The sequence below is a fragment of the Akkermansia muciniphila genome (assembly GCF_030848305.1).
GTDB lineage: Bacteria > Verrucomicrobiota > Verrucomicrobiia > Verrucomicrobiales > Akkermansiaceae > Akkermansia > Akkermansia muciniphila_A.
Window position 1 is genome coordinate 292211 of sequence record NZ_CP114598.1, and the last position, 24126, is coordinate 316336.

Annotated in this window: 23 protein-coding genes and 1 tRNA gene; 5 read left to right on the top strand and 19 right to left on the bottom strand. The window is 52.0% G+C overall.

Annotated features, from left to right (window positions below; all coding sequences use genetic code 11):
- Positions 1-149: 149 nt before the first annotated feature.
- Both O4G22_RS01225 and O4G22_RS01230 read right to left on the bottom strand, forming a co-directional pair.
- Positions 150-935: an SDR family oxidoreductase gene (locus tag O4G22_RS01225; protein WP_306701973.1), complete on the bottom strand. Its 786-nt coding sequence runs from the start codon at positions 933-935 to the stop codon at positions 150-152.
- A gap of 59 nt (positions 936-994) precedes the next feature.
- Positions 995-2251 carry a hypothetical protein gene (locus O4G22_RS01230; RefSeq protein WP_306701974.1) on the bottom strand — a complete coding sequence of 419 codons (1257 nt, stop codon included), beginning with the start codon at positions 2249-2251 and terminating at the stop codon, positions 995-997.
- A 177-nt stretch (positions 2252-2428) separates the two neighbouring features.
- On the opposite strand from O4G22_RS01230, the gene def reads away from it, so the two are divergent.
- The gene (gene def, locus O4G22_RS01235) at positions 2429-3109 is read left to right on the top strand and encodes a peptide deformylase (protein WP_306701975.1); all 681 of its coding nucleotides are present in this window, start codon (positions 2429-2431) and stop codon (positions 3107-3109) included.
- A 188-nt stretch (positions 3110-3297) separates the two neighbouring features.
- On the opposite strand, the gene tdh is transcribed toward def, so the two are convergent.
- Positions 3298-4335 (bottom strand): L-threonine 3-dehydrogenase, encoded by a 1038-nt coding sequence (gene tdh / locus O4G22_RS01240; protein ID WP_094136618.1) that lies wholly within the window; start codon positions 4333-4335, stop codon positions 3298-3300.
- Positions 4336-4595: 260 nt separating this feature from the next.
- On the opposite strand from tdh, the gene glgP reads away from it, so the two are divergent.
- A complete protein-coding gene (gene glgP / locus O4G22_RS01245; RefSeq protein WP_094136620.1) occupies positions 4596-6260 on the top strand; it encodes an alpha-glucan family phosphorylase in 1665 nt (554 codons plus the stop codon).
- A 102-nt stretch (positions 6261-6362) separates the two neighbouring features.
- Here the strand turns inward: glgP and O4G22_RS01250 are convergent, their stop codons facing one another.
- From O4G22_RS01250 to O4G22_RS01305, 12 genes are all read right to left on the bottom strand, one after another.
- Complete coding sequence (locus O4G22_RS01250; protein ID WP_290488333.1) at positions 6363-7136, bottom strand: ion transporter; 774 nt, start codon at positions 7134-7136, stop codon at positions 6363-6365.
- Positions 7137-7144: 8 nt separating this feature from the next.
- Complete coding sequence (locus O4G22_RS01255; protein WP_094136622.1) at positions 7145-7504, bottom strand: arsenate reductase family protein; 360 nt, start codon at positions 7502-7504, stop codon at positions 7145-7147.
- Between the two features lie 167 nt (positions 7505-7671).
- Positions 7672-9078 (bottom strand): MBL fold metallo-hydrolase RNA specificity domain-containing protein, encoded by a 1407-nt coding sequence (locus O4G22_RS01260; protein WP_290488332.1) that lies wholly within the window; start codon positions 9076-9078, stop codon positions 7672-7674.
- Between the two features lie 397 nt (positions 9079-9475).
- Positions 9476-9766: a Sec-independent protein translocase subunit TatA/TatB gene (locus O4G22_RS01265; RefSeq protein ID WP_300811319.1), complete on the bottom strand. Its 291-nt coding sequence runs from the start codon at positions 9764-9766 to the stop codon at positions 9476-9478.
- 66 nt (positions 9767-9832) lie between these two features.
- Positions 9833-11260: an SEL1-like repeat protein gene (locus O4G22_RS01270; RefSeq protein WP_306701976.1), complete on the bottom strand. Its 1428-nt coding sequence runs from the start codon at positions 11258-11260 to the stop codon at positions 9833-9835.
- 18 nt (positions 11261-11278) lie between these two features.
- On the bottom strand, positions 11279-12706 hold the full coding sequence (locus O4G22_RS01275) for a pseudouridine synthase (protein ID WP_306701977.1): 1428 nt from the start codon (positions 12704-12706) through the stop codon (positions 11279-11281).
- A 203-nt stretch (positions 12707-12909) separates the two neighbouring features.
- A complete protein-coding gene (locus O4G22_RS01280; RefSeq protein ID WP_012419301.1) occupies positions 12910-13065 on the bottom strand; it encodes a small basic protein in 156 nt (51 codons plus the stop codon).
- Positions 13066-13186: 121 nt separating this feature from the next.
- Positions 13187-13894 carry a tRNA (guanosine(37)-N1)-methyltransferase TrmD gene (gene trmD, locus O4G22_RS01285; RefSeq protein ID WP_430538346.1) on the bottom strand — a complete coding sequence of 236 codons (708 nt, stop codon included), beginning with the start codon at positions 13892-13894 and terminating at the stop codon, positions 13187-13189.
- 24 nt (positions 13895-13918) lie between these two features.
- Positions 13919-15038 (bottom strand): peptide chain release factor 2 gene (prfB, locus tag O4G22_RS01290; RefSeq protein ID WP_197736719.1). Its coding sequence is split into 2 segments (ribosomal slippage): positions 13919-14953 and positions 14955-15038, totalling 1119 coding nucleotides; the frame shifts between segments, so codons are not numbered across the junction.
- 341 nt (positions 15039-15379) lie between these two features.
- Positions 15380-15781, bottom strand: a complete 402-nt coding sequence (locus O4G22_RS01295) for a metal-dependent transcriptional regulator (protein WP_012419304.1) — start codon at positions 15779-15781, stop codon at positions 15380-15382.
- 136 nt (positions 15782-15917) lie between these two features.
- Positions 15918-17606, bottom strand: coding sequence for a 30S ribosomal protein S1 (locus O4G22_RS01300; protein ID WP_012419305.1), 1689 nt, complete (start codon positions 17604-17606; stop codon positions 15918-15920).
- Positions 17607-18319: 713 nt separating this feature from the next.
- Positions 18320-18796, bottom strand: coding sequence for a GNAT family N-acetyltransferase (locus tag O4G22_RS01305; protein ID WP_094136629.1), 477 nt, complete (start codon positions 18794-18796; stop codon positions 18320-18322).
- 95 nt (positions 18797-18891) lie between these two features.
- On the opposite strand from O4G22_RS01305, the gene O4G22_RS01310 reads away from it, so the two are divergent.
- Both O4G22_RS01310 and O4G22_RS01315 read left to right on the top strand, forming a co-directional pair.
- A tRNA-Pro gene (locus O4G22_RS01310) sits at positions 18892-18968 on the top strand.
- A gap of 116 nt (positions 18969-19084) precedes the next feature.
- A complete protein-coding gene (locus O4G22_RS01315; protein WP_306701978.1) occupies positions 19085-19282 on the top strand; it encodes a hypothetical protein in 198 nt (65 codons plus the stop codon).
- A gap of 81 nt (positions 19283-19363) precedes the next feature.
- Here O4G22_RS01315 and O4G22_RS01320 read toward each other — a convergent pair whose 3' ends face one another.
- Together O4G22_RS01320 and O4G22_RS01325 are read right to left on the bottom strand one after the other, a co-directional pair.
- Positions 19364-19942 carry a hypothetical protein gene (locus O4G22_RS01320; protein ID WP_297405546.1) on the bottom strand — a complete coding sequence of 193 codons (579 nt, stop codon included), beginning with the start codon at positions 19940-19942 and terminating at the stop codon, positions 19364-19366.
- A 100-nt stretch (positions 19943-20042) separates the two neighbouring features.
- Positions 20043-20948: a T6SS effector amidase Tae4 family protein gene (locus tag O4G22_RS01325; protein ID WP_306701979.1), complete on the bottom strand. Its 906-nt coding sequence runs from the start codon at positions 20946-20948 to the stop codon at positions 20043-20045.
- Between the two features lie 460 nt (positions 20949-21408).
- Here O4G22_RS01325 and O4G22_RS01330 point away from each other — a divergent pair, with 460 nt between their 5' ends.
- Complete coding sequence (locus tag O4G22_RS01330) at positions 21409-22254, top strand: GYF domain-containing protein (RefSeq protein WP_306701980.1); 846 nt, start codon at positions 21409-21411, stop codon at positions 22252-22254.
- 15 nt (positions 22255-22269) lie between these two features.
- Here the strand turns inward: O4G22_RS01330 and O4G22_RS01335 are convergent, their stop codons facing one another.
- Both O4G22_RS01335 and O4G22_RS01340 read right to left on the bottom strand, forming a co-directional pair.
- Positions 22270-23139, bottom strand: coding sequence for a M23 family metallopeptidase (locus O4G22_RS01335; RefSeq protein ID WP_306701981.1), 870 nt, complete (start codon positions 23137-23139; stop codon positions 22270-22272).
- A gap of 47 nt (positions 23140-23186) precedes the next feature.
- Positions 23187-24122, bottom strand: a complete 936-nt coding sequence (locus O4G22_RS01340) for a sugar phosphate isomerase/epimerase family protein (protein WP_290488196.1) — start codon at positions 24120-24122, stop codon at positions 23187-23189.
- Positions 24123-24126 lie beyond the last annotated feature (4 nt).

Below are 24126 nucleotides of genomic sequence, written 5' to 3' on the forward strand. Positions count from 1 at the left end.
GGCCGCTCCGTCCCGGAGACGGCCCTTTTTTATGGAGGCAGACGGCCTGCCTGCCGCTGTTCTCCGGGCTCCTGGAGAAATAAGCGTAGGAACGCGCGGAACCTGTTTGAAACAGCTGTAATGGAAAGCATGCCGGAAGCGCAAGCCCATCAGGAGGAGGCGCTGTCTGCCTGTTCCGGATGAAATGACCACCCCTCATCCCCATGGTACACCATCATACGGGACATGCCGCCGTCAATGACCAGATTCTCCGCATTGACAAAGCCGGAGCTGCAGAGAAAGAAAACGGCCTTCACGATATCTTCCGGCGAACCGACACGTCCGGAAGGGTGCTGAAAACCGTCTTCCGGAGACAGGACGCCGAAAGCCCCCGTGTCAATCCAGCCAGGACTGATGCTGTTCACACGAACGCCGAAAGGGGCGAGGCTCATGGCGAGAGCATGAGTTAAAGAAGTGAGGGCGCCCTTGGCCGCGCTATAGCTTTCCGTATCCTTCTGGGACATGGATGCGCGGGTGGAAGCAATATTCACGATGGAAGCGCCGCGGGAAAAATGGTCGCGAAATAAAAGGCTTAGCAGATAGGGAGCGGAAACTCCCACGCGCAAAACTTCATTGAATTCCTCAAAGGAACAGCCGGACAGAATGCCGCGACGCGTGATGCACGCATTATTTACCAGCACATCCACATGCCCAAAGCATTCCAACACCTTTTCCGCAAAAGACCGCACGTCCTCTTCCACGCCAGCATTGCCCGTCACGCAAAGATGCCCCTCTCCCGGCAGTTCCTCCAGCAGGGAGGCCGTTTCCTCATGCTTCACATCCAAAACCGCCACCCGGGCTCCCGCCGCAGCGCAGGCTTCCGCAATGGCGCGGCCAATGCCGCAGGCTCCTCCCGTCACCACCACGGTACTGCCGGAAAAATCAACATCCTTCATAGGCTGATTGTCATATCCCGCCCAAGAAAGTCAATCATCGCTTTCCGCGCATACGGCGCTCAATGCGCGTACATTACATCGCGGTAAAGTCCCATGGCCCTGAAAAGAAGAGGAGAACGGGTTACTACGTCCGTCTCCGCAATAAGACGGGCTATGGTGCTGGAAACGGCCATTTCCGCTTCCTCCGCACGGCGGCTGATACGCTCCATTTCCCTGGTTTTCACCAGATTCATACGTCCAGATTTCTGAAAATCATCAACAACATAGCGCAGCCTTTTCAACTTGGCCACCACTTCCACCAACTCCATGGCGCACCGGTCAGCCGTTCCGGCATCCTTGATGCCGCGAAGAAGAAAGTCAACTCTCTCCAGGCACAGGCAGAACTCCTCCATGGTCACGACAGGGTCGGACCAGAACTCCTGAAAATCGATCAGCCTGGGCTGCTCTATTTTAAGCCCCGCCACAGCCTTTTGCATGGAAGGGGAACCATACATCCTGGCCGTCGTCAGCTTCAGGAGCGCCCGGAAAGCGCGTTTACGCTCATCCTCCGCCTGCTTTCTCATCTTTTCCAGCCCCTCATGGAAATGCCGTTCAAAACCGGGAATCCAGTCACCATACTTCTTCTCCATTCTGGCAATGTTGTTCATCTGTTCCCTGACCATTCGGCCCTGAAGGGCTACAGATACGGCATAGGCTTCCGCGGCAACTTTATTGTCAATCCCCTCCAGCATGTCCACCATGGTGGAATACTGTTCCAGATAAGCTTTCAGAAACGGCTTTATCTTGTTATTCAAATACAGGGCCACCCGTTCGTCCGTCAGACTGAGACCGCACTTTTCCAGATCATTCCTGATGACATCGGAATCATAATACCTGAATTCATGGAGCTTCAGTATTCCCGACATCATCCGGTCGCGGGCCTTGTCCACGCGTTCCCGGAGAATGGAATGAAAGGCGGGATGCATTTTACGCGATTCTTCATGCACGCGCAGATTCAGAGCCATCAGGCGCCCGCAATTCATATCGTAAAATTTAAATTTCTCCGTCAGGCGTCCAAGTTCATCCATCAGGGCCTCTCCTGCGGCACGGTCCTGGATGGAAATAACCAGATCCGTCATCTGTTCCACTTCCTTCAGTCGCAGGGAAAGCAGCTCTTCATAAGATTCCACCGGGGAAAGCTCTTCAGAAGCCCCTGCTTCCGCAGACCTGGCATCTTTTCCCTTATCTCCGCAGGAACACAAACACAGCGCCAGCGGGAGCGCGCCTCCCATCAACGGCAAATTCAGGAACAGAGAAAAACAGGAGCTAAACTTCATAAGAAAGCAGCATTGAAGAAGAAGAATGAAACTCCGGCCCGCACCGCGGCGCCGAAGCTACCGTAAAAAAGCGTCATCAAAGTTCAAGGTCTTTTCATTTCATCCGGGAAAAACATTCCCGTTCCTTCGACAGGAAGAAATATTTATTTAATATGGTGAACACTTTTCTGATTCGGGATGTCACACTTTTTTATCCATATCATCCTGTCAGCCGTGATTCTTGATATTCTTCAATACGGACATCCTCTTTTGAGAGAGGAATGCGGGCCCGTAGTTCATATCAACAGAGATATCCTTTCCTTCCTGGACGATATGCAGGAAACCCTGGCCCAGGGAGGCATAGGCCTGGCCGCGCCGCAGGTAGGCCGGCCCATTCAGATGGTCACCATCAACATCCCCTCCACAGATGCAACCACTACCTGGCTGGAAGTGGACGGACGCCCCGCTACTTTGTCCCAAATCATGCCCTTGAATTTCATCAATCCCATCCTGCATCCCTTCGGCAAAAAAGTGCCGTACCGGGAAGGCTGCCTGAGCATCACCAAAGTATATGCGGACGTAATGCGCCGTTCCTGCGTACGGGCAATTCTAACCATGATGGACGGACGGACTGTGACTGTGAAATGCAACGGACTGCTGGCGCGCTGCCTGCAGCACGAGGTAGACCACCTTCACGGAGGCCTGTTTACGGACCTGGTTTCCCCCGGCGACCATGACAAGGTAATACGAAGGCTCAGATTGACTCATCCGGACGCTTTTGAAGAAGACGACGACAGCTATGCACGTCGCATGAAAGAAGAACGCCGCGCCCATGCCCGGGAAGCCCGGATGCCGCATCCTCCCGGAAAAACAGCCTGACGTTTCAACAACACCCCTATCCCCCTTTATCCCTATCCCCCTTTATCCCTATCCCCCTTTATCCCTATCCCCCTTTATCCCTGTCCCCCTTTATCCCTGTCCCCCTTTATCCCTGTCCCCTAAAAAATGCCCCGGTTTCCTGAAGGAAAACCGGGGCATCCACAATCACATGGAAAGAAAAAAGGGAATCAAACAATCCAGTCCAGAACAACCTTGCCGGATTTTCCCGAATTCATGGCTTCAAACCCTTCCCGGAATTCCGTATAGGGCAGACGGTGCGTGATGATGGGCGCTATATCCAGGCCGCTGCGGATCATGGAATCCATCTTATGCCACGTTTCAAAGATTTCACGGCCATAAATTCCTTTCATCTTCAGCCCTTTCCAAATGAATTTATTCCATTCGATGCTGGAACCGTCGGGTTGAATTCCCAGCAGGGAAATATTGGCTCCGTTGCGGGAATTGTCGATGATGTCCTTCAGGCAAGACGGAGCTCCGCTCATTTCCAGGCACACGTCAAAACCCTCCGTCATTTCCAGTTCCTTCATCACGTCTTCCAGCTTTTCACGGGTCACGTTCACGGTCCGGTCCGCACCCAGCGTTTTGGCAAGGCCCAGGCGGAAATCATTGATATCCGTAATGACCACCGTCTTGGCTCCGGCCTTCTTGCAAACGGCGGCGGCCATGCAGCCGATCACTCCGGCCCCGGTAATCAGGACGTCCTCGCCTACCAGGTCCCAGGACAAAGCCGTATGGACGGCGTTGCCCAGCGGGTCGAAGATAGAGGCGATTTCCATCGGAATACTCTTGTGGATGCGCACCACGTTATCCTGCGGAATGGAAAGGTACTCCGCAAAACAGCCGGGCCTGTTGACCCCCACTCCCTTTGTGTTGGGACACAAGTGCTTCTGCCCTGAACGGCAGCTGCGGCAATGGCCGCAGACAATGTGCCCCTCACCGGAAACAATCTCCCCGGGCTTGTATTCCGTCACGGAAGAGCCTACGGACTCAATCACGCCGCAGAACTCATGGCCCACATGCATCCCCACCGGAATAGTCTGCTGGGCCCATTTATCCCAATTCCAAATATGAAGGTCCGTGCCGCAAATGGCTGTTTTATGAATTTTAATCAGAACATCATTCGGGCCGACTTCCGGCATAGGAACATCCATCAATTCCAAACCGGGGCCAGCCTGCGTTTTTACAAGAGCTTTCATGCCCCCCATTCATGCTCTTTTTCCCCTGCGGCGGCAAGCTCAAAATTCATTTCGGAACGCCGAAAAGCCCAGGGAACGGAGGCTCCCGCCTCTCCTTCCCTTCTCAGGAAAACGCCTCGGAACAACTGCGGACGGCAAACGCCGGAAAGACGTTCCTGTTCAATCGACAATTCAAAAACACACGCAATTTGCCCTTTCCAACGGGAAAGAATCATGATACCAAGGCGTGCGAGTTCTCCTTTTGAACACTTTACTCTATTTACAGAACCATGGCGAAATCATTTTTACCCACCATTTTCGAGCACCCGTATGAAATAGACCCCAAATATGGGAAAAGCGTTGCGTACTTCTCCATGGAATACGCCATTGATAATTCATTTAAAATCTATTCCGGCGGTCTGGGCTACCTGTCCGGCTCCCATATGCGCAGCGCGCATGACCTGCGCCAGAACCTCGTAGGCGTCGGTATTCTGTGGAGCTACGGCTACTATAACCAGATCCGTGCGGAAGACGGGTCCATGGCTACGCAATACATGCGTAAAAACTACCCGTTCCTGGAAGATCACAACATCAAATTCCTCATTCATGTCTGCGGAGCGCCCGTCTGGGTAAAAGCCTACTTCCTGAATCCGGAAACATTCGGCACCGCGCCCATGTTCTTCCTTTCCACGGACCTGGAGGAAAATGACGAGGAAAGCCGCAACATCTCCCGCCGCCTGTACGACGCCAACGGATTCACTCGCATCGCCCAGTACGTGCTGCTGGGCAAGGGAGGCGCCCGCCTTTTTGACGAACTGGGCGTTGAACCGGAAATCTACCATTTAAACGAAGCCCACGGCCTGGCTGCAGCCTTCCACGTGCTTGCCAAGACCGGCAGCGTGGAAGAAGTGCGCAAGCGTTTCGTTTTCACCACCCATACCCCGGAAGAAGCCGGCAACGAAAAGATGGACGTAAACACCATGAATACGTTCTCCTTCTTCGACGGGCTCTCCATGGAACAGGTGCGCGCCGCCGTAGGCATGACGGACAATACGTTCAACTACACGCTGGCCGCCTTACGCCTCTCCCACATCGCCAACGGCGTCTCCAAACTCCATGGAGAAGTGTCCCGCCAGATGTGGAAGGACTATGAGGGCATATGCCCCATCATCCATATCACGAATGCCCAGAACCAAAAATACTGGCAGGACCCGGAACTGGCGGAAGCCTTCCAGGCCCGCAACAAGGAAGCGTTCATCCGCCGCAAGCGGGCCCTGAAAAAAGCCCTCTTCCGCATGGTGGGTGAACAAACGGGCCGCGTTTTTGACCCGAACTGCCTCACTATCGTATGGGCGCGCCGTTTTGCGGCCTACAAGCGTCCGGACCTGGTCACCGGCAATCCCACGATGTTCGAACGCATGCTCCAGCGCACCAATTATCCGGTGCAGTTCATCTGGGCCGGCAAACCCTACCCGATGGATCATGGCGCTATTGAAATCTTTAACCGCCTGAACGACATGACGGCCAAATACCCCCGTTCCGCCGTGCTCACCGGCTATGAACTGGGCTTGAGCCGCTACCTGAAAAACGGTTCCGACGTATGGCTCAACAACCCCGTGGTAACCCGGGAAGCCTCCGGAACCTCCGGCATGTCCGCCGCCATGAACGGCTCCATCTCCGTCTCCACCAATGACGGCTGGATCTGCGAATTCGCCAAGGATGGGAAAAACTGCTTCGTCATTCCGGAAGCTCCCGCCCATCTCTCCCCGGAAGCCCGCGACCGCTCCGACCGCGATAACTTCTACAACATTCTGGACGACAAGATTCTTCCCCTCTACTACGATCACAACGACAAGTGGATGGACATCGTTTTCAATGCGATGACAGACATCTATCCCGAATTCGACTCCGACCGCATGGCGGATCAGTACTACACGGAAATGTACAACAGCTAGGATACAACCTTGCTTTCCCTTATGCAACGGCCGCCTTTCTTCAAGAAAGGCGGCCGTTCTTTTTGAAACCGTTGTCAACAATCCACGGGAAGCGGAACAAGCCTATTTGGGAACTTCTTCCTCCCCTCCGGCCTCAGACGCCACCTTGTCTGCGTCCCTTTTATGGCGGTGCGCAAAAACATTCTCCTGTTGCCATACGCGGGAAAAAGCAGACGTGATCAGCCCTGTGGAAATAGCAATGATGGACACGGCAATAAACATAATTACCCCGGTAAAAATACGCCCCATGGGAGTAATAGGCACCAGGTCTCCATATCCAACCGTGCTTAAAGTTTCCACGGCAAACCAGAGAGCGTCAAAAAAGGAACGGAATTTCTCGGGCTGGGCATCGTGTTCCGCAATATAGATTCCCAGGGAAGTGACGTACAGCATGAACAGGATAACGGAGAAGAACAGAAAAAATTCATCCCGGATCAGGTAAAAAGCTTTTTTGAAACTGGCGGCGGTTTCATTAAACCGGGCCAACTTGAAAATAGCCAGTATGCGGACAATCCGCAGGGAATAAAGAATCTGCCAGTCCGTCCCGAAAAACATGGCCAGAAACGGCACGCAGACAATAAAATCCAGAATCCCCATGCCGCTGAAAATATAAGCCTTCCGGGGCTTGGCGCACAGCACCCTCAGGATATACTCAAACATGAAGAAATAACTGATCCAGTAATTCACCTTGACCGCAATACGGCCAACCAGAGGATGAATATCCGGGATGGCATTCAACGTGTACAGCATGAACCATACCAGAATCAGAACCCTGACGATGTTCTCCCAGGGGCCGAAATTGGCAGAGCCCGGCTTGGTGCGGGTAATCAGCGGCATGGCGGGAATCAGGAATGATGAACGGCCTTCCACTCGTCAGCCTTGAAACCGACGCATATCTTTCCGTTGGCAATAAAAATGGGGCGTTTAACCAGCATGCCGTTGGAAGCCAACAGGGCTATCTGCTCATCCAGGCTCATGCCGGCAAGCTTGTCTTTCAGCTTCATGCTCTTGTAAAGCAGTCCACTGGTATTAAAAAATTTCCTGGCTGGCAACCCGCTCTCTTCAATCCACCTCCGCAGTTCTTCTGCCGTGGGGTTCTGTTCCACAATGTGGCGATCCTCATAAGAAATTCCCTGGTCATCAAGCCACTTTTTTGCTTTCTGGCAGGTCGTGCATTTGGGATATTCAATAAATAATGAAGACATACCTGCACGCTAGCCCCGTAAACACACCGGGTCAAGCGGCCAGAGCAGCCATCCCGGCGTCATGACTTGATTGGAATACTAGGACCGTATCCGCCGTTGAACACAAAACCAGGGAAAGAGAGCCCGGACCACGTGCGGATACTGCAACAATTCTGTATTCCGGCACATTAAAGCACCATGGCGCTTCCCAACTGTGCGATAGAAACGGGATTGCTCTGACGCCCCCTGAGCGCCTCCGCCAAAGCCTGGGTAGCCTTCTTCTCCCCATGCACCAGAATGATATTTTTCTTGGGCCCCCCGGTCCTGTCAAAATACTCCAGCAGTTCTCCATGGTCCGCATGGCCGGAAAAGGAATCCATCTCCCGTATTCTGGCCCGGACAGGATATTGTTTACCCAGGATGGGAACCTCTTTCCACCCATCCATAATCTTGCGGCCCAGCGTATGTTCAGCACAATAGCCTACAAAAAGAACCGTATTTTTCGGATCGCCGATGTTATTCGCCAAGTGGTGAAGAATGCGCCCAGCCTCACACATTCCTGAAGCGGAAATAATGATAGCCTGCCCGTTCATTTTATTCAACTCCTGGGACTCGCCCACGGAACGGATCAAACGCAACTGTTCGAAACAAAACGGATCCTTCTCCCGGAACAGGAAATCGTACACCTCCTTATTGAAACACTCCGGATGAATGCGGAAAATCTCCGTCGCGCCTACTGCCATGGGGCTGTCCACATATACAGGCAGCAAGGGCAGAGTGCCTTCATGGTAGGCCCTGTTCAGCAGATAAAGCAGCTGCTGGGTGCGCTCCACCGCAAAAGCCGGAATATAAACGCGGCCGCCCAGTTCCAGAGCCTCCTTGATATCCCGGCAGAACGTCTCGTCATCACGGGAGGGAGCCTCATGGAAACGGCCGCCGTAAGTGCTCTCCATCAGCAAAATATCCACATCCGGAACCGGAACGGGATCGCGCAGTAATTCGTTATCTCCCCTCCCCACATCCCCGGAAAACAGGAAACGCTTTTTCCGCCCGTCTTCCCTGTCCTCAATATCCAGACACACCTGTGCAGCGCCCAGAATATGGCCCGCATCATAAAACGTGAGCGTCACCCCCGGAACAACGGGAATGGGCCGGTCATATCCGATATTCACGAACTGGCGCATGCACCGCTCCGCATCCTGTTCGGAATAAGTAGGATAAACGTCTGGCTGATGAACACCGCGGCGCTTGTTCATCTTATTGATGAATGCGCAGTCATGCTCCTGAATGCGGGCGGCGTCCGCCAGCATGAGCTGGCAGAGATCTCTGGTTGCAAATGTACTGTAGATATTTCCCTGAAAACCTTGCTTCACTAAATTGGGAAGATTGCCGGAATGATCAATATGAGCGTGGGAAAGAACCACTGCGTCCACCTCCGCCGGAGAAAAATAGGGGAAATCCTTATTGATATGCCATGCCTCCTCACGCCGACCCTGGTACATGCCGCAATCCAGAAGAATCCGGCATCCGTTCACCTCCAGCAAATGCTGGGATCCCGTCGTCGTTCCCGCCGCTCCGCAAAAATGAATCTTCATTAGTACATGTGTACAACAAGCCAACGGACAACGCAAGAAATCAATACTTGAAGCCCTGCATTCAATATACCCTTTGAAAAACGAAAAACATCCGCCGTAAAAAAATCCATGCCTTTTCTTTTTTCCAGGCCCTGAAAAAAGGACCGCGATAAACTGAACAGCTCCCCACTCTGCACAGTATTCCTGTGAACATTCAATTTCTCTTCTTTCCCGCCCGTATCCTGCCGGAAAATAAAACCTGCAGGCTATTAAAAAACTTCCGTTCTAATTGCTCCCGCCTTCTGAACAAAGCGGTTGGCAAAAAAGGCCCGCTCCATTTTAATAAAACCTTTCAACCAAAATAAACAGGACAGGAGATTCCCGCCCTGTTCTTATATTGCCGTCAAACTGCAACAACTTACTTACCTTCCGGTTTGGAGTCCGTCGTCTTCTCCACCTCCACATCAATGGGCCGGGAAAGCTCGGGAGAAGGCCGGACCTCCATTTTGGAGGCGGAGACATCACTCATCGTTTCCTTCTCCGTCTTTAACAGTTCTTCCTCAAATTCAGATTTGGCTTTCTTGAATTCTCCCAGGCTCTTGCCCAGTCCGCGGGCAAATTCCGGAAGTTTCTTAGCGCCGAACAGAAGGAAGACAATCACCAGAATGGCGATAATTTCCGGTGTTCCCAGTCCAAAAATAGCTAACATGTTCATCATGGAGTACTACAGTATTTTTAACAGATTTTTTTCATGCCGGATACCTCATAATACGCTTCATGCGTCATCAGAGGCCCGCTGTTCCTGTTTCTGCTGTTCCGCAAGCCTTCTGGAGGCGAAACGCTGGAAACGCCAAACAATAATCAATACCGCCAATAAAAAGATGCCTGAGCCGCCCCACAACAGCCAAAAAGCGGCGGAAGCCGCCTTTTCATCCCCCATTTCGCCAGCCTGGTTCCAATAATAATAGGATAAAAGAGGATTCCAGGGCAGTGAACTGTCCGGCAGAAGATGGAGCCGCGCCATGCGGTTCATGGCCGGCAGATAGGCCGCTTGGGCGGATGCTTTCATCAGGGAATCACCCTGAACCTCGTCCCCCCGTGTATAATATACCTGAGCCAGCATATACATGGCCTTGGGATCCCCTGTAGCGTCAGCCACACGCCGCAGCAGCCTGTAGGCTTCGTCCGCATCCAGTTCCCCACCCTTTCCGTTCTGGAGCAGCTCCGCGGCCTTTAGGGCCGCAGGGAAATACCCGGTGGCGGCAGCTTCACGATACAGAGCCAGGGCCCGGGCCGCCTGTTCTGCGGAAGGAGCTCCCTCCAGCAGCATATCCGCCAGGGCAGCCATGCTGTACGGATCCTTCCATTCCGCCCCTTTTTCAAACCAGTAAAGGGCCTTTTCCCGGTCAGGGGGCAAATACTTGCCGTCCCGGAACATCATGCCCAGTTCCATCACGGCTCCCAAATCTTTACGGGAGGCCGCCTTTTCAAACCATTCCACAGCCCTGGACGCATCCTGCGGCACTCCCAGCCCATCCCGGTACTTAAATGCCAGAAGTCCTTGTGCCGTCAGATTGCCGCTTTCCGCTGCCTGAAGAAGATATGGGACTGATTTTTCCGGAGAACTATCCGGAACCAGCTTTCGTTCATAAACAAGAGCTACCCATAACGCTGCCTTGGAGTCGCCGTCATCAGCCTCCTTCTTCCACGTCTGGAGAGATTTTTTATAATAACGGGCTGCCGTTGCCTCATCCTTCGGCCCTCCTGCTCCCTGGAAAGCCATTACAGCCGCCTGGTACTGTGCCGCGGCATTACCGTTGTCAGCTGCGCGGGTAAACCAGTACCGGGCCTTTTCCAGATTTTTTGGGTACAGGCGGCTGCCTGCATAAAACAGCTTGCCCAAGGCCAGCATGGAATCCACATCTCCGTTATTGGCCTCTTTCTCCGCCAGGGAAACATACTCGGACATCCATTTGGATGTTTCCGACGCATTACCCTCCACGTCATAATGCACAGCCAGCTCCCGGGCGGCAGCTGGATCCCCATGCAGAGCTTTTTCGCGGAGACCGGACAGGTAAACCTCAAAATTTTCCTCCCCGGCAGGCGTCGGAGAGGAAATATCCTGAGAAGCAAGAAGTGGACACTGAACAAGAGACAGTCCCCACAATCCGGCAAAAAGCCACCTTTTGCAATGTTTCTTCATACCGGAACAAGTCATTCATTAATGGCCTCTGTTTCCGCGGGAAAAACTGCCGGAAGACCTGCCTCCAAAGCCCGGTTTACGAAAACCGCCTTCACGGCGCTGAAAACCTCCTTCGCGGCGGTCTCTACCAAAACCGCTTTCACGGCGTTGGAATCCTCCTTCACGACGGTTTTCCCTGAAACCGCCCTCCTGACGCTGAAACCCTCCCTCGCGGCGGTCTCTACCAAAACTGCTTTCACGACGTTGGAACCCTCCTTCACGACGGTTTTCCCTGAAGCCGCCCTCTCGACGCTGGAAACCTCCTTCGCGGCGGTCTCTACCAAAACCGCTTTCACGGCGTTGGAATCCTCCTTCTCGACGGTTTTCCCTGAAACCGCCCTCCTGACGCTGGGAACCTCCTTCGCGGCGGTCTCTACCAAAACCGCTTTCACGGCGTTGGAACCCACCTTCACGACGATGAAAATCTCCGCGGCGGTCACGGGAACGGAAGCCGGAATCTCCCCGGAAATATCCATCTTCCTTGACTTCACGTTCATCCTCCGTCTCTACAAAACGAGTCTTCATTTCCGGAGTAGGTTCATAAGAATCCCCTGCTTCAAAATCTTCCGGATTAAACACATAATCTTCATCGGAATCAACACCTCTTCCTGCCTGCTCACCCTTGGCGCCACCTCCGGCGACAAGCTGGGAAGCACCCAGGTATTTACGCTGGCGGGGAGGATTCTTCAGCGTCAGAGCCACATCCGCGTCATCCAGAAATTTCCAGCTCCCGGGTTCCAAATCCCCCCCCCACAGGGAGCCGATGCGCACGCGCACCAACTTGCGGACGCGAAGGCCCAGACACTGGAACATTTGACGCACCTGACGCTTCAACCCCTGTTCCAGAACAATGCAGGCACGGCGCGCGGAAGCGCGGCAAACATATTTGGCCCTGGCATTTCCTTCCGGAATGCGTACGCCGCGCAAAAACTGCATCAGTACGGAATTATCAAAATTCTGATCTACCGTCACCCAATATTCCTTTTCAATGCCGCCGGTAGGATGGGAAAGGACCTGGGTCAATTCCCCCTTATTCGTCATAATCAGAAGACCTTCGGAATCAGCATCCAGCCGTCCAACGTAATTCAGATGGCGCAGGCGCGGCGGCAGCAGGTCATAAACAGTGCCTATGGCTCCCTGCGCTTCTCGGCTGCATACATACCCGCGGGGCTTGTTCAACAGCACTACAACCTCCTCCATAGGGGTCATATGGCGACCGTCCACCTTCACGAAATCCTTCTCCGTCACCCTCATCCCAGGCGTATCGATAACCTTCCCGTTCACTTCCACGCGCCCTTCTCCAATCAGCCTGTCGGCCACCCGGCGGGAATCAATGCCGCAGGAGGCCAGGAATTTATTAATGCGGATACCTCCGTTTTCTTCGGAGCCATGTTGTTCTTCACTCATATTGGTATAATGTCCGCTATCTCAGCGGATGATTTTGTATTGTTTATATTACGGCAATTCACGTCCTCAAAAGGAGGAGGCTTTCTTTTGCCGGAAGAAAAAAGCCTCTCGGTTCATAGACATCCGAGAGGCTTCCTGTATTAGGAAAATGACTTGCCGTGCAAACTCCGCCGGGAAACTCTCCGGAGAGGATAAAGGCAGACTTAAGCTTCATGCTTGGTCTTCGGCAGGCCGAGAGGGCTTTGGCCCTTCTTCCATTCGCCGCGTTCCTTCAGAAGCTTGACACGTTCAAAACGCTTCAGGACGGAACGCTTGCCGCCTACGGTACCGGTTGCTTTGAGGCTGGAATGCTTGGACATGATCTTGTGTTTGTAAAAGGTTCAAAAAAATACTTTACACCACCCTCGCGGTGGCAGGCGGGACCTTATAACGGAAGGTTCCGAACTTGGCAAGACAAATTTGACGCAATGTTCAAATATATCACTCGATGGCATCCTCCGGATGCGATTCCAGCCACTTCCTCCACAAATCCGGACGGTTCAGGCGCGTACGTTCCAGAGACTTCCCGTGCTTCCATTTTTCAATGGCGGGATGGTTGCCGCCCAGCAAAATCTCCGGAACAGCCAGGCCCCGGAACACGTTCGGCTTGGTATAAGCGGGAGCCTCCAGCAACCCGTTGGAAAAAGATTCCTCCACGGAAGAACGCTCATCCCCCAGCACGCCGGGAATCAGGCGCGCTACGGCGTCAATGACCACCACGGAAGCAATGGCCCCATTCGTGAGAATATAATCCCCGATGGACAATTCCATATCCACCAGCTCTTCTACTACACGATGGTCCACCCCCTCGTAATGGCCGCAGAGGATAATGAGATGGCCTCCGGAGGCTGCCAATTCCGCAGCCAATGACTGGTTGAACGTACGCCCCTGGGGAGTCATCAGCACAACGCGCGTTTCCCGTCGGCGGAGTTCCTCCACGGCGGCAAAGATAGGTTCCGGCTTCAGCAGCATGCCTTGGCCTCCTCCGCAAAGGTAATCGTCCGTTTTGCGGTGCTTGTCCGTCGTCCAGTCACGGATATTATGGCAACGTATCTCCAACAATCCCCTGTCACGGGCCTTTCCCAGAATGCTGCCGCCCAGAGGGGCTTCCACCATATCCGGGAACAGGGACAAAACGTCAATCGTCAACTTGGCGGCCATAAGAAAAAAACATCAGCGTTCGCGCTTATGGCCGCGCAGCATGGCCTCAATGAACGGATCCAGGTTCCCGTCCATCACGTCCTGAATATTGCCGGACTCTACGCCTGTACGCAAATCCTTAACCATTTGATAAGGCTGGAAAACATAGGAACGGATCTGGTTGCCCCACCCGATGTCTCCCTTCTCACTGTACTGGCGGTCGGCTTCCGCCTGCTTTTTGTCTTCCTCAATCTGGTATAGCTTGGCGCGCAGCATGTTCATAGCCTCTTCCTTGTTACGAAGCTGGCTACGCTCATTCTGGCAGGCCACAATGACGCCGGAAGGAATATGCGTGATACGCACGGCAGTTTCCACCTTGTTCACGTTCTGACCGCCCTTGCCGCCGGAACGGTAGGTATCCACCTTCAAATCCTTGTCCAGGATCTCAATATTGATGGAATCAGAAACCTCCGGCGTCGCGTCCAGGGAAGCGAAAGAAGTATGTCTCTTCCCGGCGGAATCAAAGGGGGAAATGCGCACCAACCGGTGGATGCCGCGTTCATTCTTCAAATACCCGTAGGCATACTCTCCATCCACCTTCAATGTCACGGAACGAATGCCGGCGTCATCCCCGTCCGTACTCTCCAAATACGTCACGGAAAACCCCCGGCGCTCACACCAGCGGATGTACATGCGCAACAGCATGGATGCCCAGTCACAGGCTTCCGTGCCGCCGGCACCGGCGTGAATGGTTACATAACAGGAAGCCTGGTCCTGCGGTCCGTTCAGCAAAGTCAGCAGTTCAAAATCCGCCAGAGACTTCTGCCATCTGGCAAACTCTTCCACGGCTTCCCGGCCCAGGTCATCGTCATCCGCCTCCTGGGCCAGTTCAATAGCAGCGTCAATATCCTCCAGGCGGGACTTCAGCGCGGAAAACGCCTCCATCCTGTGCTTCAGGGGATTCACCTCCGCCATCAGCGCCCGTGCGGCATTCTGGTCATCCCAAAAATCCGGAGCACTCATGCGTTCATCCAATTCGGCCACTCGTTGTTGAATGCCGTCCAGGTCAAAGATAGCTCCCGAGCTCGGAAAGACGGCTATGCAAGACAGCCGTGTCGAGCGCCGAGAGATCTGCAGCGATATGGGGATCCATGCGCGGGAACCTATCACGAAATACCTGAACGGGAAAGGGCAAAATGCCGTTTCTCCCAGTCATCCCCTTTCACCCCGACTTGCGGCGAGCCATTTCCATGAATAAAATTCGCATGCTGGACAAAACCGCTCTTCCGAAAGGAGAACATCTAACAGAAGATGAACATTCCCGAAATCAACACCTCAACCCCATTTCAATGCACTACGGAAAAATAAACAGCAGACAAAAATCTTATTTCATTCCCTTACCTTACATCACCGTTTTCTGCCCTTCCCCCTCTTTCCGGAATGTGGTTCGGCCATCCATATCTCCGGCTTCCCATAAGAGAGCCCGGAGCCATGCTACTTGGCGGAATTTTCCTCTCCACCCTCAAAAGGGCGGATCCGGCAGGACCTGAGTTTTTCAATCTCCTCAAAAGTCATGATGTGCTCTATCTGGCAAGCCACTTCATTGGCGCGTTCTTCCGGAAGAGCCAGTTCCTCCCGCAGGAAATCAAACAGAATGCCGTGGCTGACAATAATTTTCCCGGCAATTCTGCGGCCTTGGGGAGTCAGCTTGACGGGGGCATACTGCGTATACTCCACCAACCCCATATCCGCCAGCTGTTTGACGGCAGACGTAACGGAAGGCATCTTTACCTTAAGCATCTCTGCAATATCCCGCACCTGGGCCGTCCCGTTTTTTTCAGACAGCAACCCAATGGCCTCCAGATAATCCTCATTGCTCTTGGTCAGCTCCAACATGGTATAAAATGGAAGCTAATACTTTAGTGGGAACTAACTCAAGGTTTTTTCCAGCCTTCTTTGGAATGAGAAAAAAACCGCCGCGAATATGACCATTCGCGGCGGTTAAATTAATCAGCGTAATACGAAAATGGGCTTACTTCTCTTCAGAAGGGCTCCACTCTTCGTTTTCACGGGTCGCCAGATTGAAAGCGTGTTCCAGGCCAACCATATCGCTGCTCGGGCGGAGGGCTTCAAAGGAAGCGGTTTCGCGGCGGAGCTGTTCGGTGTCGTAATTGACGGCCTTGATGGAAAGGCCGATACGGCGTTCGATGCTGTCCACCTTGATCACGCGGGCGGTGATTTCATCACCCACCTTGATCACGTCCTTCACGCGTTCCACATGGTCTTCGCTCAACTGGGAAATATGAATCAGGCCGTCAATATCGCCGTCCAGATTCACGAAGGCGCCGAAGCTGGCGATCTTGGCCACCTGGCCAGTCACCATGTCGCCCACCTTGAAACGGTCATTGATGGATTCCCACGGATCGGATTCAAGCTGCTTGATACCAAGGGAGACGCGCTGATCTTCCTTCTTGATTTCCAAAACGATGGCTTCCACTTCGTCGCCCTTCTTGAGAACTTCGGAAGGATGGTTGATCTTGCGGGTCCAGCTCATATCGGACACGTGGATCATGCCGTCGATGCCTTCTTCCAGCCCCACAAAAGCGCCGTAGGGAGTAAGGTTGCGGACCTGGCCCTTGATGACGGTACCAATCGGGAAACGGGATTCGATATCCGCCCAGGGATTGTCTTCCAACTGGCGGACGCCAAGGGAAATCTTCTGTTCCTTCACAGAAATGGAAAGAACCACGGCTTCGATTTCCTGGTCCAGCTTCAATACATCGCTCGGACGGGTAATTCTCTTGACCCAGGACAATTCGGAAACGTGCACCAGGCCTTCCACACCCTTTTCCAATTCCACAAAGGCGCCGTAGGGCAGGAGCTTGGTCACGCGGCCCTTGACATGGGAATTGATCGGGTATTTGCGTTCGATATCCGCCCAGGGATTGTCTGTCATTTGCTTCAGGCCCAGGGAAACGCGTTCCTTTTCGCGATCCACTTCCAGAATCACGACTTCCAGGGACTGACCGATATGGAGCATTTCGCTCGGATGGTTCACGCGGCCCCAGCTCATATCCGTGATATGGAGCAGACCGTCCATGCCGCGGAGGTCGACAAAAGCGCCGAAGTCCGTGATATTCTTCACGATACCTTCCACCTTGTCGCCTTCCTTGACGGTTTCAAGGAAGCGCTGGCGCTGGTCAGCGCGTTCAGCTTCAATCACTTCACGGCGGGAAAGGACGATATTCTTACGGTCGTCATTCACCTTGACGATCTTAAATTCGTAAACCTTTCCTACATACTCGTTCAGATCGCGCGGAGGAATAATATCCACCTGGGAACCGGGCAGGAAGGCTTCCACGCCAACGTTAACCATAAGACCGCCCTTGACGACGCTCTTCACTTTACCCTTAACCAGGCCGCCATCGCGGTACACGCCCACGATCTTATCCCAGTTCTGCTTATGGGCGGCCTTTTCCTTGGAAAGGACGACGATGCCTTCGTCGTTTTCGAGGCGTTCCAAAAGGACTTCAATTTGGTCCCCTACTTCGATTTCCTCGTCTTCAAACTCGGAAATGGAAATAGCGCCTTCGGACTTGTAGCCGATGTCCACCAAAACAACTTGGGGACGGATTTCCTGGATGGTTCCGGTAACAATGGAACCTTCACGCAATTCGCGGAACTTGCTGTCAATCAGTTCCGCCAGTTCAGTTGTGCTCATTTAAATGGTTGATGAGTTAGTATTAACGATCTTTCTCATGGCCCCTTGTTGACCGGCGGGCAATCGGGGCGCCTTCCCCCGCCGGGCGAAAAATCGGTTGCTTTCAATATCAATTCCACGCAAGAACTCAAGGCTTTTCTTGAAAAACTCCCCCTATTTTTTCCCGAGTTTGCGGCCCTCCGGTGGACGGCGGTAAAAAACGAGCGCATAAAAACCTTCCGCCCCTTCCTTCCCATGTTAAAAATCCGGCTAATGAGAATATGCGGGAAATCTGCATCTATCAGTCACTCCTGATGCAAATTTATGAAAAAAAACTCCTTCTTGCTCCTTCACAGCGGTGTTGTGGAACAGCCTTTTTTACGCCGCAGATTTCGTCAAACTGGACGATCAGGCCTGGAACGGGGAGCTTCGGTCATGAATGCCCTGCCCGCACGTTCAATCCATTCGGAGTTTCTCTGAAAAACGTTCTCCCAAAAAGATTTGTCAGACCTGCTCTGGGCTGCCAATGGCCTCAACCGCCATAAACCGCCAGGACGTCAAAATTACATATGCACTAAAGACGGGACGACTACCTACCCGCGAGCCAGCATGAACAAGGATGCCCCGGCAAAGGCTCTGAAGCTAACCTCTTCCCAAATACCCATGCTCTGCCATCCGGTAAAATATAAAAAATAAAAGCTTCCTGTTCCATTCTCCAGACACAACAGGCAGTATCAGGGCTCCGGCAGAATATCCACGTAAATACCGGGAGAACTGCCTTCGATGGGCGTCGCGCCCACAGCCCGGGCATAAAAATCAGCCGGACCTACCCCGCCGATGATACCGTATGCATAACCCAGCTCCCGCAGTCCTTTCAGGGCGGAAATCAATAGCACAGTGCCCAATCCGCTTCTGCGAGCCTCTTCCGCCACTCCCATGGGGCCCAAAAAACCGCGAGCCGTCACATCGTAACAGGCAAAACCAAGAATCTTCTTCTCCCGTGTGGCAATATAACAGGAAATGGGCTGGCGGCCGAAGGCAGCTTTCGCCTCACTTACCCACTTGGGAGAAAAATTCCGGCCAACCCAGTCAGCTACCAAATGACGTTCGTAAGCACCCGGACGGCGGATCAAAAAACCTTCCTTCTCCAGCCTCCTCAGGTCTTCTTCAATATCGGGCAAATCATACAGCCGCACCAGCATATCCATCATAACCCCGGCACCGTATCACAACTAAGTGCCGTGGCGAATAAAAAAAACTGGACAAACCCATCTTTCAATCTTAGACTTCGCCGCACCACAAACAACGAGCTGTAGCGCAGGCTGGTAGCGCGCTTCGTTCGGGACGAAGAGGTCGCAGGTTCGAATCCTGTCAGCTCGACCAATTTTCAAGCCGCCTCCGGGCGGCTTTTTGATTACTTATTTACTGATATAAAATAATTTTGCCTATCAGTAACTCCACACTTCTCTTATTTTGCGCCACGGTAAATAAACAGCGTCATGCTGATTGAATTTACCCTCTTCACAGGAACAAAATCAAACGGGCAAATCTTCTCAATTAAGCCTGGAGGATGTCAGGGTTATTTGCCGATGCAGAGGAAAAATTATCTATGCCCAATTCTCACTCCTGTGCCAGACAGCATCACAGCCGCTGCGGAAACATTCTATTACATTCAAAATCCTCAAACAGGAAAATGAACCTCCCCCACAAAAATCCCCGCTCATATTTCATGAACGGGGATAATTCAAATAAAGTCGAATCAGGGAGAGAAGACCGGGTTACTTGCCGGATTCCGGTTTGAAACGAGCTGCTTCTGATTCGGCGGTTATTTTTGCAGGCTCGATGTGCAGGAGCTTTTTCATGGCGCGACCCGGGTCACTCTCCGTCATCGGAAAATATCTGACGTGGTCGCCCAATCTGTAGGAATCCAGTCCATAAATGCTGTCAGCCGGAATAAAATCTTCCGGCGTATTCAGCAGTTTTTCTACCTCCTTTGAAGACGCAAGGACATAACTCAGATTACAACTGGAATACAATTCCGTTTTAGGAGCGCTTCCCTTGGGAAGCTTATTGGCGTGCCCGTTCCACTTGACCAGAGCTTCTACAGGAATATCTCCCCGCAGCGACTGAACGACGCGGGCATAGTGCGTCGTTCCCTGGTCAGTGGAGACTATTTTGTAAATGATAACAGACAGGATCACATCGCTTTTTTCTAAATTTCGGGCTGTACCCCTGAGAAAACTATCTTGTTCTACTTCGGCCTGCGTAGCAACATGGGAAGAACGGTCTGGCTCTCCAAAGGCTACGGTTGAAAGTAACCCTGAAAACAGAACGCAAAGAAAAGAAACATACTTCATATGTATATATTAGATACTGATTTTTTGGTTTATATTCAATAAAAATAGGGCTAACACAGAAAAATGTCCACCCTATGAATATATTATTTAATATCAGTTATTAATCATCCAGTGTCGATCTTTGGAGCAGCCACACGGGGCCGGAAATAAAACTGCCCATGCCAATGTTATTTCCCGGACACATTCCCACATGCAGACTATCGCCAAATACGATAATATCTCCAGCCTGGGGAGTGTTGTACCCATTTTCTCCATCATCCGGATAATCAGGAGTTCCCAGCAGGGTACGGAGATAAACCGCCATTTGAGCTGCGCTGATGATAACATGCTTTTTACCCCCCAACGCCTGGGAATTACCTTTTGCCCCAATATTATTGGTTCCCGGAGCTCCATTAAGGTCAATACCATAACTACTAAGAGCAATGCTCAGACGCAAGGCGCAACTGTTAATGTAATTGGTATCTCCCGAAACGTGGCTATCGTTCAGCCATCCTCCAATATAGATCCACACATCATCTGTAGTCATGGTGGGATAATCCACTACATTGTAGCATCCCAATAGACGTTGTACATTGGCAATATTCCAAAGATTTTTTGGAGCATCAATTTCCCAAAGTTCCATTTCGGAATCTCCCATCTTGGGAACAAACTCCTCCGCATTGGGGTAAGGAGCAATTTCTTCCGGTACGGCAAGGTTCTCATGATGCAGTTTCGCATAGTGAAAGCCCTTTTTAAGTTCCTTGCTTCCAGAAACGGATGTGGACGAATGCGATCCAGTCAGTTCCGCTACCTTTTCACCATTGATTTCCAGATAGCCGTTGTCGTCAATCTGAATCGTGAAATTATAGGTTCCATCTTCCGGAACGCGGATATATCCTTCCCAGTCATGTACCCCGGTTTCTTCCGTCTTATGCCATCCAATCTTGGGGGGCTCTTTCTTCGTTACCTTGTAACGGCGGTTGTTTTCTGCATCCAACGGGTGGAATGGTTTTGTTGATATAGCCATAATGTTATGTTTCGTATCGTTTACTACTGAATGAACTGAATATTCAGTTCATAAACACCTTGAAAAATTTCTCGCTCCCCATCAACACGTTTAACGCGTAATCTAACCCTCATTCGGAACGTGAAGGAAAAGGTTAAAACGGCACGATAACCAAGCCGGAAATAAAAGATTTGAAAAGGGCACCAGAAAAACAATCATTGATTATCAATAGTTACATTTCAAATTTTCTTCATTCGGACCAAAGAGACCGCTGGTTCGAATCCTGTCCTTTCGATTATTTTCTAACAGCCTCTTCCGGACGGGTATTTTTTCCGGCAAAACACTACCCTTGCAAAAGCCTGCAAAAAGACCACTGGCAGCTGATTCTTTTATCTGGGAAAGGCCCCTGCTGGGATACTTTATCAGTCATCCTTCAAATTCCCATTGCTCCATACATGTTTCTTTCTCTAAAATACAGGTAATGAGTGAATACTTCCTGAAACTTCCCGGCGATTCCCAGCCGAGAGCCTATTCCGAATACGAAGTCCGTGAATTTCTGGGACAGGGCGTAATCGACTCAAAAACGCTTACCTGGAAACAGGGTATGGAAGGATGGCAGCCTGTAGACCAAGTTCTTCCGCCAATGTCACCAGTATGGGAGGAAACACAGAATCAAGAAAGCAAAGACCAGCCAGAGGAGCAGCAGTACCGTTTGCGTTATTCTTTAAACGGGCTGGCCAAATTATCCATTTTGGCATGTTTCGTATTGCTGCCCTTCATGCTCTGGAGCAGCTGGCTTGTTTTTTCCAATCATGTCGTTAATTATGAAGAGATCCAGACACTCATTCAGCAGAATATGGTTCACCTGCCATCTTTTGCGGCGCCGTTGGTCTTCCTCCTCAGCATCCTGTTCATTCCATCCCTGCTCATCCAGCTGATCTGGCTGTACCGGGCATCTGCCAATATTCAGGAATTTCAAGTTCCGGGAATCCGGTTCACTCCCTTTCTTAGCGTTCTTCTAAGCTGCATGCCGGTAGTTGGCATGGTTCTCAATGCCCTGGTTCTCCAGGAAATATATAAGGCATCCAAAAACCCGGCAGAATGGATGCAGCAAACACCCTCCCGCTCCCTGCGCCTGTATCTGCTGGTAACTACGGCTCTAACTCTGTGCACTCTTTTCCCTTTCGGGGCGGAACATTACGTAACGGCCTTTCTGCTCACCGGTGCACTGATGACGGCAGCGAGCATCCTGTGGCTGATCTGTGTCCTGCAAATCACCAGAAAACAGGAAGAACTGGTATCCAAAAATCAAAACTCCCGTTCTTAACTGGAAAAAACGTAATCAGCGCCTTTCCTTTTCTTCCTTGGGCGACTGACTGCTTGGGAGGATTTTATCCAAAGCTTCCATACTGTTATCCTTATACAGGTTCTCCAGCAGTTTTTCCCACCCCGCCGCCATCTGAACCTGTTTCAAGGCAATAATGGGATCAGGCATCATCATTTCAGGGTCGGGAGCATATTGCTTCATCACCTCATCCGGATTGATTCTGTTAAACGTCGTCTTCCCATAGCCCGGCATTCCCGCCTCATGGGCTATGGATTCAATCATCTCAAAATGCAAATGCGCCAAATAGTTGCCATGCGCAGTTCCGACTGAGCCAATTTGCTCTCCGCGTCCCACCAAAGTCCCCAACGGAATATCGCTGACGGTCTTCAAATGGGCATACAAACTCTGCACAAAACGCCCGTCCGGCAAACGGTGCAGCAGCACGACAACATTGCCCCAATCAGGAGAAGGTTCTCCTGCATAAATCAGCAATCCGCGGCCGGCGGCCCTCACGGGCAGTCCCTCATCCGTGTTTTCTCCTCCTATTCCATTTAAATCCTGTCCTGCATGCCTTCCCTTACGGACAACATTCATATCCCCCACCCCTTGGGCAACATAGGTAAACGCGCCATTTTCATCTCCGAGGGGCGACGTGAACACATCGGCCAGAGGCGCCTTCGCCAGATCCTGGAGCGTCAACAAAACCATCCGGTAATCTACAGGAACCGGAGCAGACTGCGGAATGTCTTCATCATAAATATTATGGTGCATCCCAGCCTCCGGAACGGCGGCATATTTCGCCTTGTACCAGGCAAATGCCGTAATCAAGACACAGGCCGTTCCCAAAAGCCCCATAATGACGCGGGATGTCGTCTTATCTATCATCGTACCGACTCTATACCCACGGAACCGGATTTACAACCACAAGATAGTCAGTCCAGCGTCTGCGGAAATTGTTCCATCCATAATTTGCGCGCCGCGCGGATATCTTCTGAGGGAACACGACTGGAGAGTTCCCATACGAGCGGAACTCCATGCGGGAAAAAAGGAAGAAGACGTTCAAAGGGAACCACTCCCCCCAACAGAGGAACCTGATGATCCCGCGCCGGCCATTTGACATCGTTCACATGCCCCCCAATCAAATGGGAAGACATTCGGCGAAGAAATTGTTCATGATTTAATATCAGTAAATTATGCTTTCTTTGAATATGCCCGAAATCATGCCAGTAACCGATAAAGGGATTTTCTTCAAACTCCTTCATCAACAAATTCATTTCATCCTCACTCGGCACCTGCTCATAATGGCTGCGACCTTCAATGCCCAGCTTGACGCCAAATTGTCCGGCTTGCGGAAGGAGTTGCCGGAGAGCTTCTCGCGCCCGTTCCAGATAAACGGGAGCCAGGCGGTTGCGGCGGCGTACAAATTCGCCCTTGGTGCCGGCAAACGATTCCGTTCCCACCATTCCCTGACGCGCCAGGTTTTGCAAATGAGCCGTATCCGTGCGTTTCGCCAAGGGTTCCACCGTTCCCATATGCAACACAATATATCCGGCCCCCAGCGCTGCGCCCTGCTCAATAGACTTTTTCGTCAATTCAATAGCCTTGGAACGCACCTGCGGCAAATCTGCCGTAAAAGGCCTGCTGTCTGGAGAATCCCCCACCTCGTCAATCGGTGCGGGGAAAAAATTATGTACCCCAGCCACCTGCACCTTTCCGGCTTCTACCGCCCTCATGATACCGGGCAAAAGGGATAACTTGATGCCGTGGGAAAGTTCCACATGGTCAAAACCCAAAGAAAGAATTTCATCAATCATTTCTTCCCCGTCCTGATGACGGTGGGAATTCCAGCACGTAGAAAATACCAGCATAAAA

Coding starts and splice junctions, on each gene's coding strand:
- O4G22_RS01225 (WP_306701973.1), bottom strand. CDS start 935: ATGAAGGATGTTGATTTTTCCGGCAGTACCGTGGTGGTGACGGGAGGA.
- O4G22_RS01230 (WP_306701974.1), bottom strand. CDS start 2,251: ATGAAGTTTAGCTCCTGTTTTTCTCTGTTCCTGAATTTGCCGTTGATG.
- def (WP_306701975.1), top strand. CDS start 2,429: ATGTCACACTTTTTTATCCATATCATCCTGTCAGCCGTGATTCTTGAT.
- tdh (WP_094136618.1), bottom strand. CDS start 4,335: ATGGGGGGCATGAAAGCTCTTGTAAAAACGCAGGCTGGCCCCGGTTTG.
- glgP (WP_094136620.1), top strand. CDS start 4,596: ATGGCGAAATCATTTTTACCCACCATTTTCGAGCACCCGTATGAAATA.
- O4G22_RS01250 (WP_290488333.1), bottom strand. CDS start 7,136: ATGCCGCTGATTACCCGCACCAAGCCGGGCTCTGCCAATTTCGGCCCC.
- O4G22_RS01255 (WP_094136622.1), bottom strand. CDS start 7,504: ATGTCTTCATTATTTATTGAATATCCCAAATGCACGACCTGCCAGAAA.
- O4G22_RS01260 (WP_290488332.1), bottom strand. CDS start 9,078: ATGAAGATTCATTTTTGCGGAGCGGCGGGAACGACGACGGGATCCCAG.
- O4G22_RS01265 (WP_300811319.1), bottom strand. CDS start 9,766: ATGTTAGCTATTTTTGGACTGGGAACACCGGAAATTATCGCCATTCTG.
- O4G22_RS01270 (WP_306701976.1), bottom strand. CDS start 11,260: ATGAAGAAACATTGCAAAAGGTGGCTTTTTGCCGGATTGTGGGGACTG.
- O4G22_RS01275 (WP_306701977.1), bottom strand. CDS start 12,706: ATGAGTGAAGAACAACATGGCTCCGAAGAAAACGGAGGTATCCGCATT.
- O4G22_RS01280 (WP_012419301.1), bottom strand. CDS start 13,065: ATGTCCAAGCATTCCAGCCTCAAAGCAACCGGTACCGTAGGCGGCAAG.
- O4G22_RS01295 (WP_012419304.1), bottom strand. CDS start 15,781: ATGTTGGAGCTGACCAAGAGCAATGAGGATTATCTGGAGGCCATTGGG.
- O4G22_RS01300 (WP_012419305.1), bottom strand. CDS start 17,606: ATGAGCACAACTGAACTGGCGGAACTGATTGACAGCAAGTTCCGCGAA.
- O4G22_RS01305 (WP_094136629.1), bottom strand. CDS start 18,796: ATGATGGATATGCTGGTGCGGCTGTATGATTTGCCCGATATTGAAGAA.
- O4G22_RS01315 (WP_306701978.1), top strand. CDS start 19,085: ATGCTGATTGAATTTACCCTCTTCACAGGAACAAAATCAAACGGGCAA.
- O4G22_RS01320 (WP_297405546.1), bottom strand. CDS start 19,942: ATGAAGTATGTTTCTTTTCTTTGCGTTCTGTTTTCAGGGTTACTTTCA.
- O4G22_RS01325 (WP_306701979.1), bottom strand. CDS start 20,948: ATGGCTATATCAACAAAACCATTCCACCCGTTGGATGCAGAAAACAAC.
- O4G22_RS01330 (WP_306701980.1), top strand. CDS start 21,409: ATGAGTGAATACTTCCTGAAACTTCCCGGCGATTCCCAGCCGAGAGCC.
- O4G22_RS01335 (WP_306701981.1), bottom strand. CDS start 23,139: ATGATAGATAAGACGACATCCCGCGTCATTATGGGGCTTTTGGGAACG.
- O4G22_RS01340 (WP_290488196.1), bottom strand. CDS start 24,122: ATGCTGGTATTTTCTACGTGCTGGAATTCCCACCGTCATCAGGACGGG.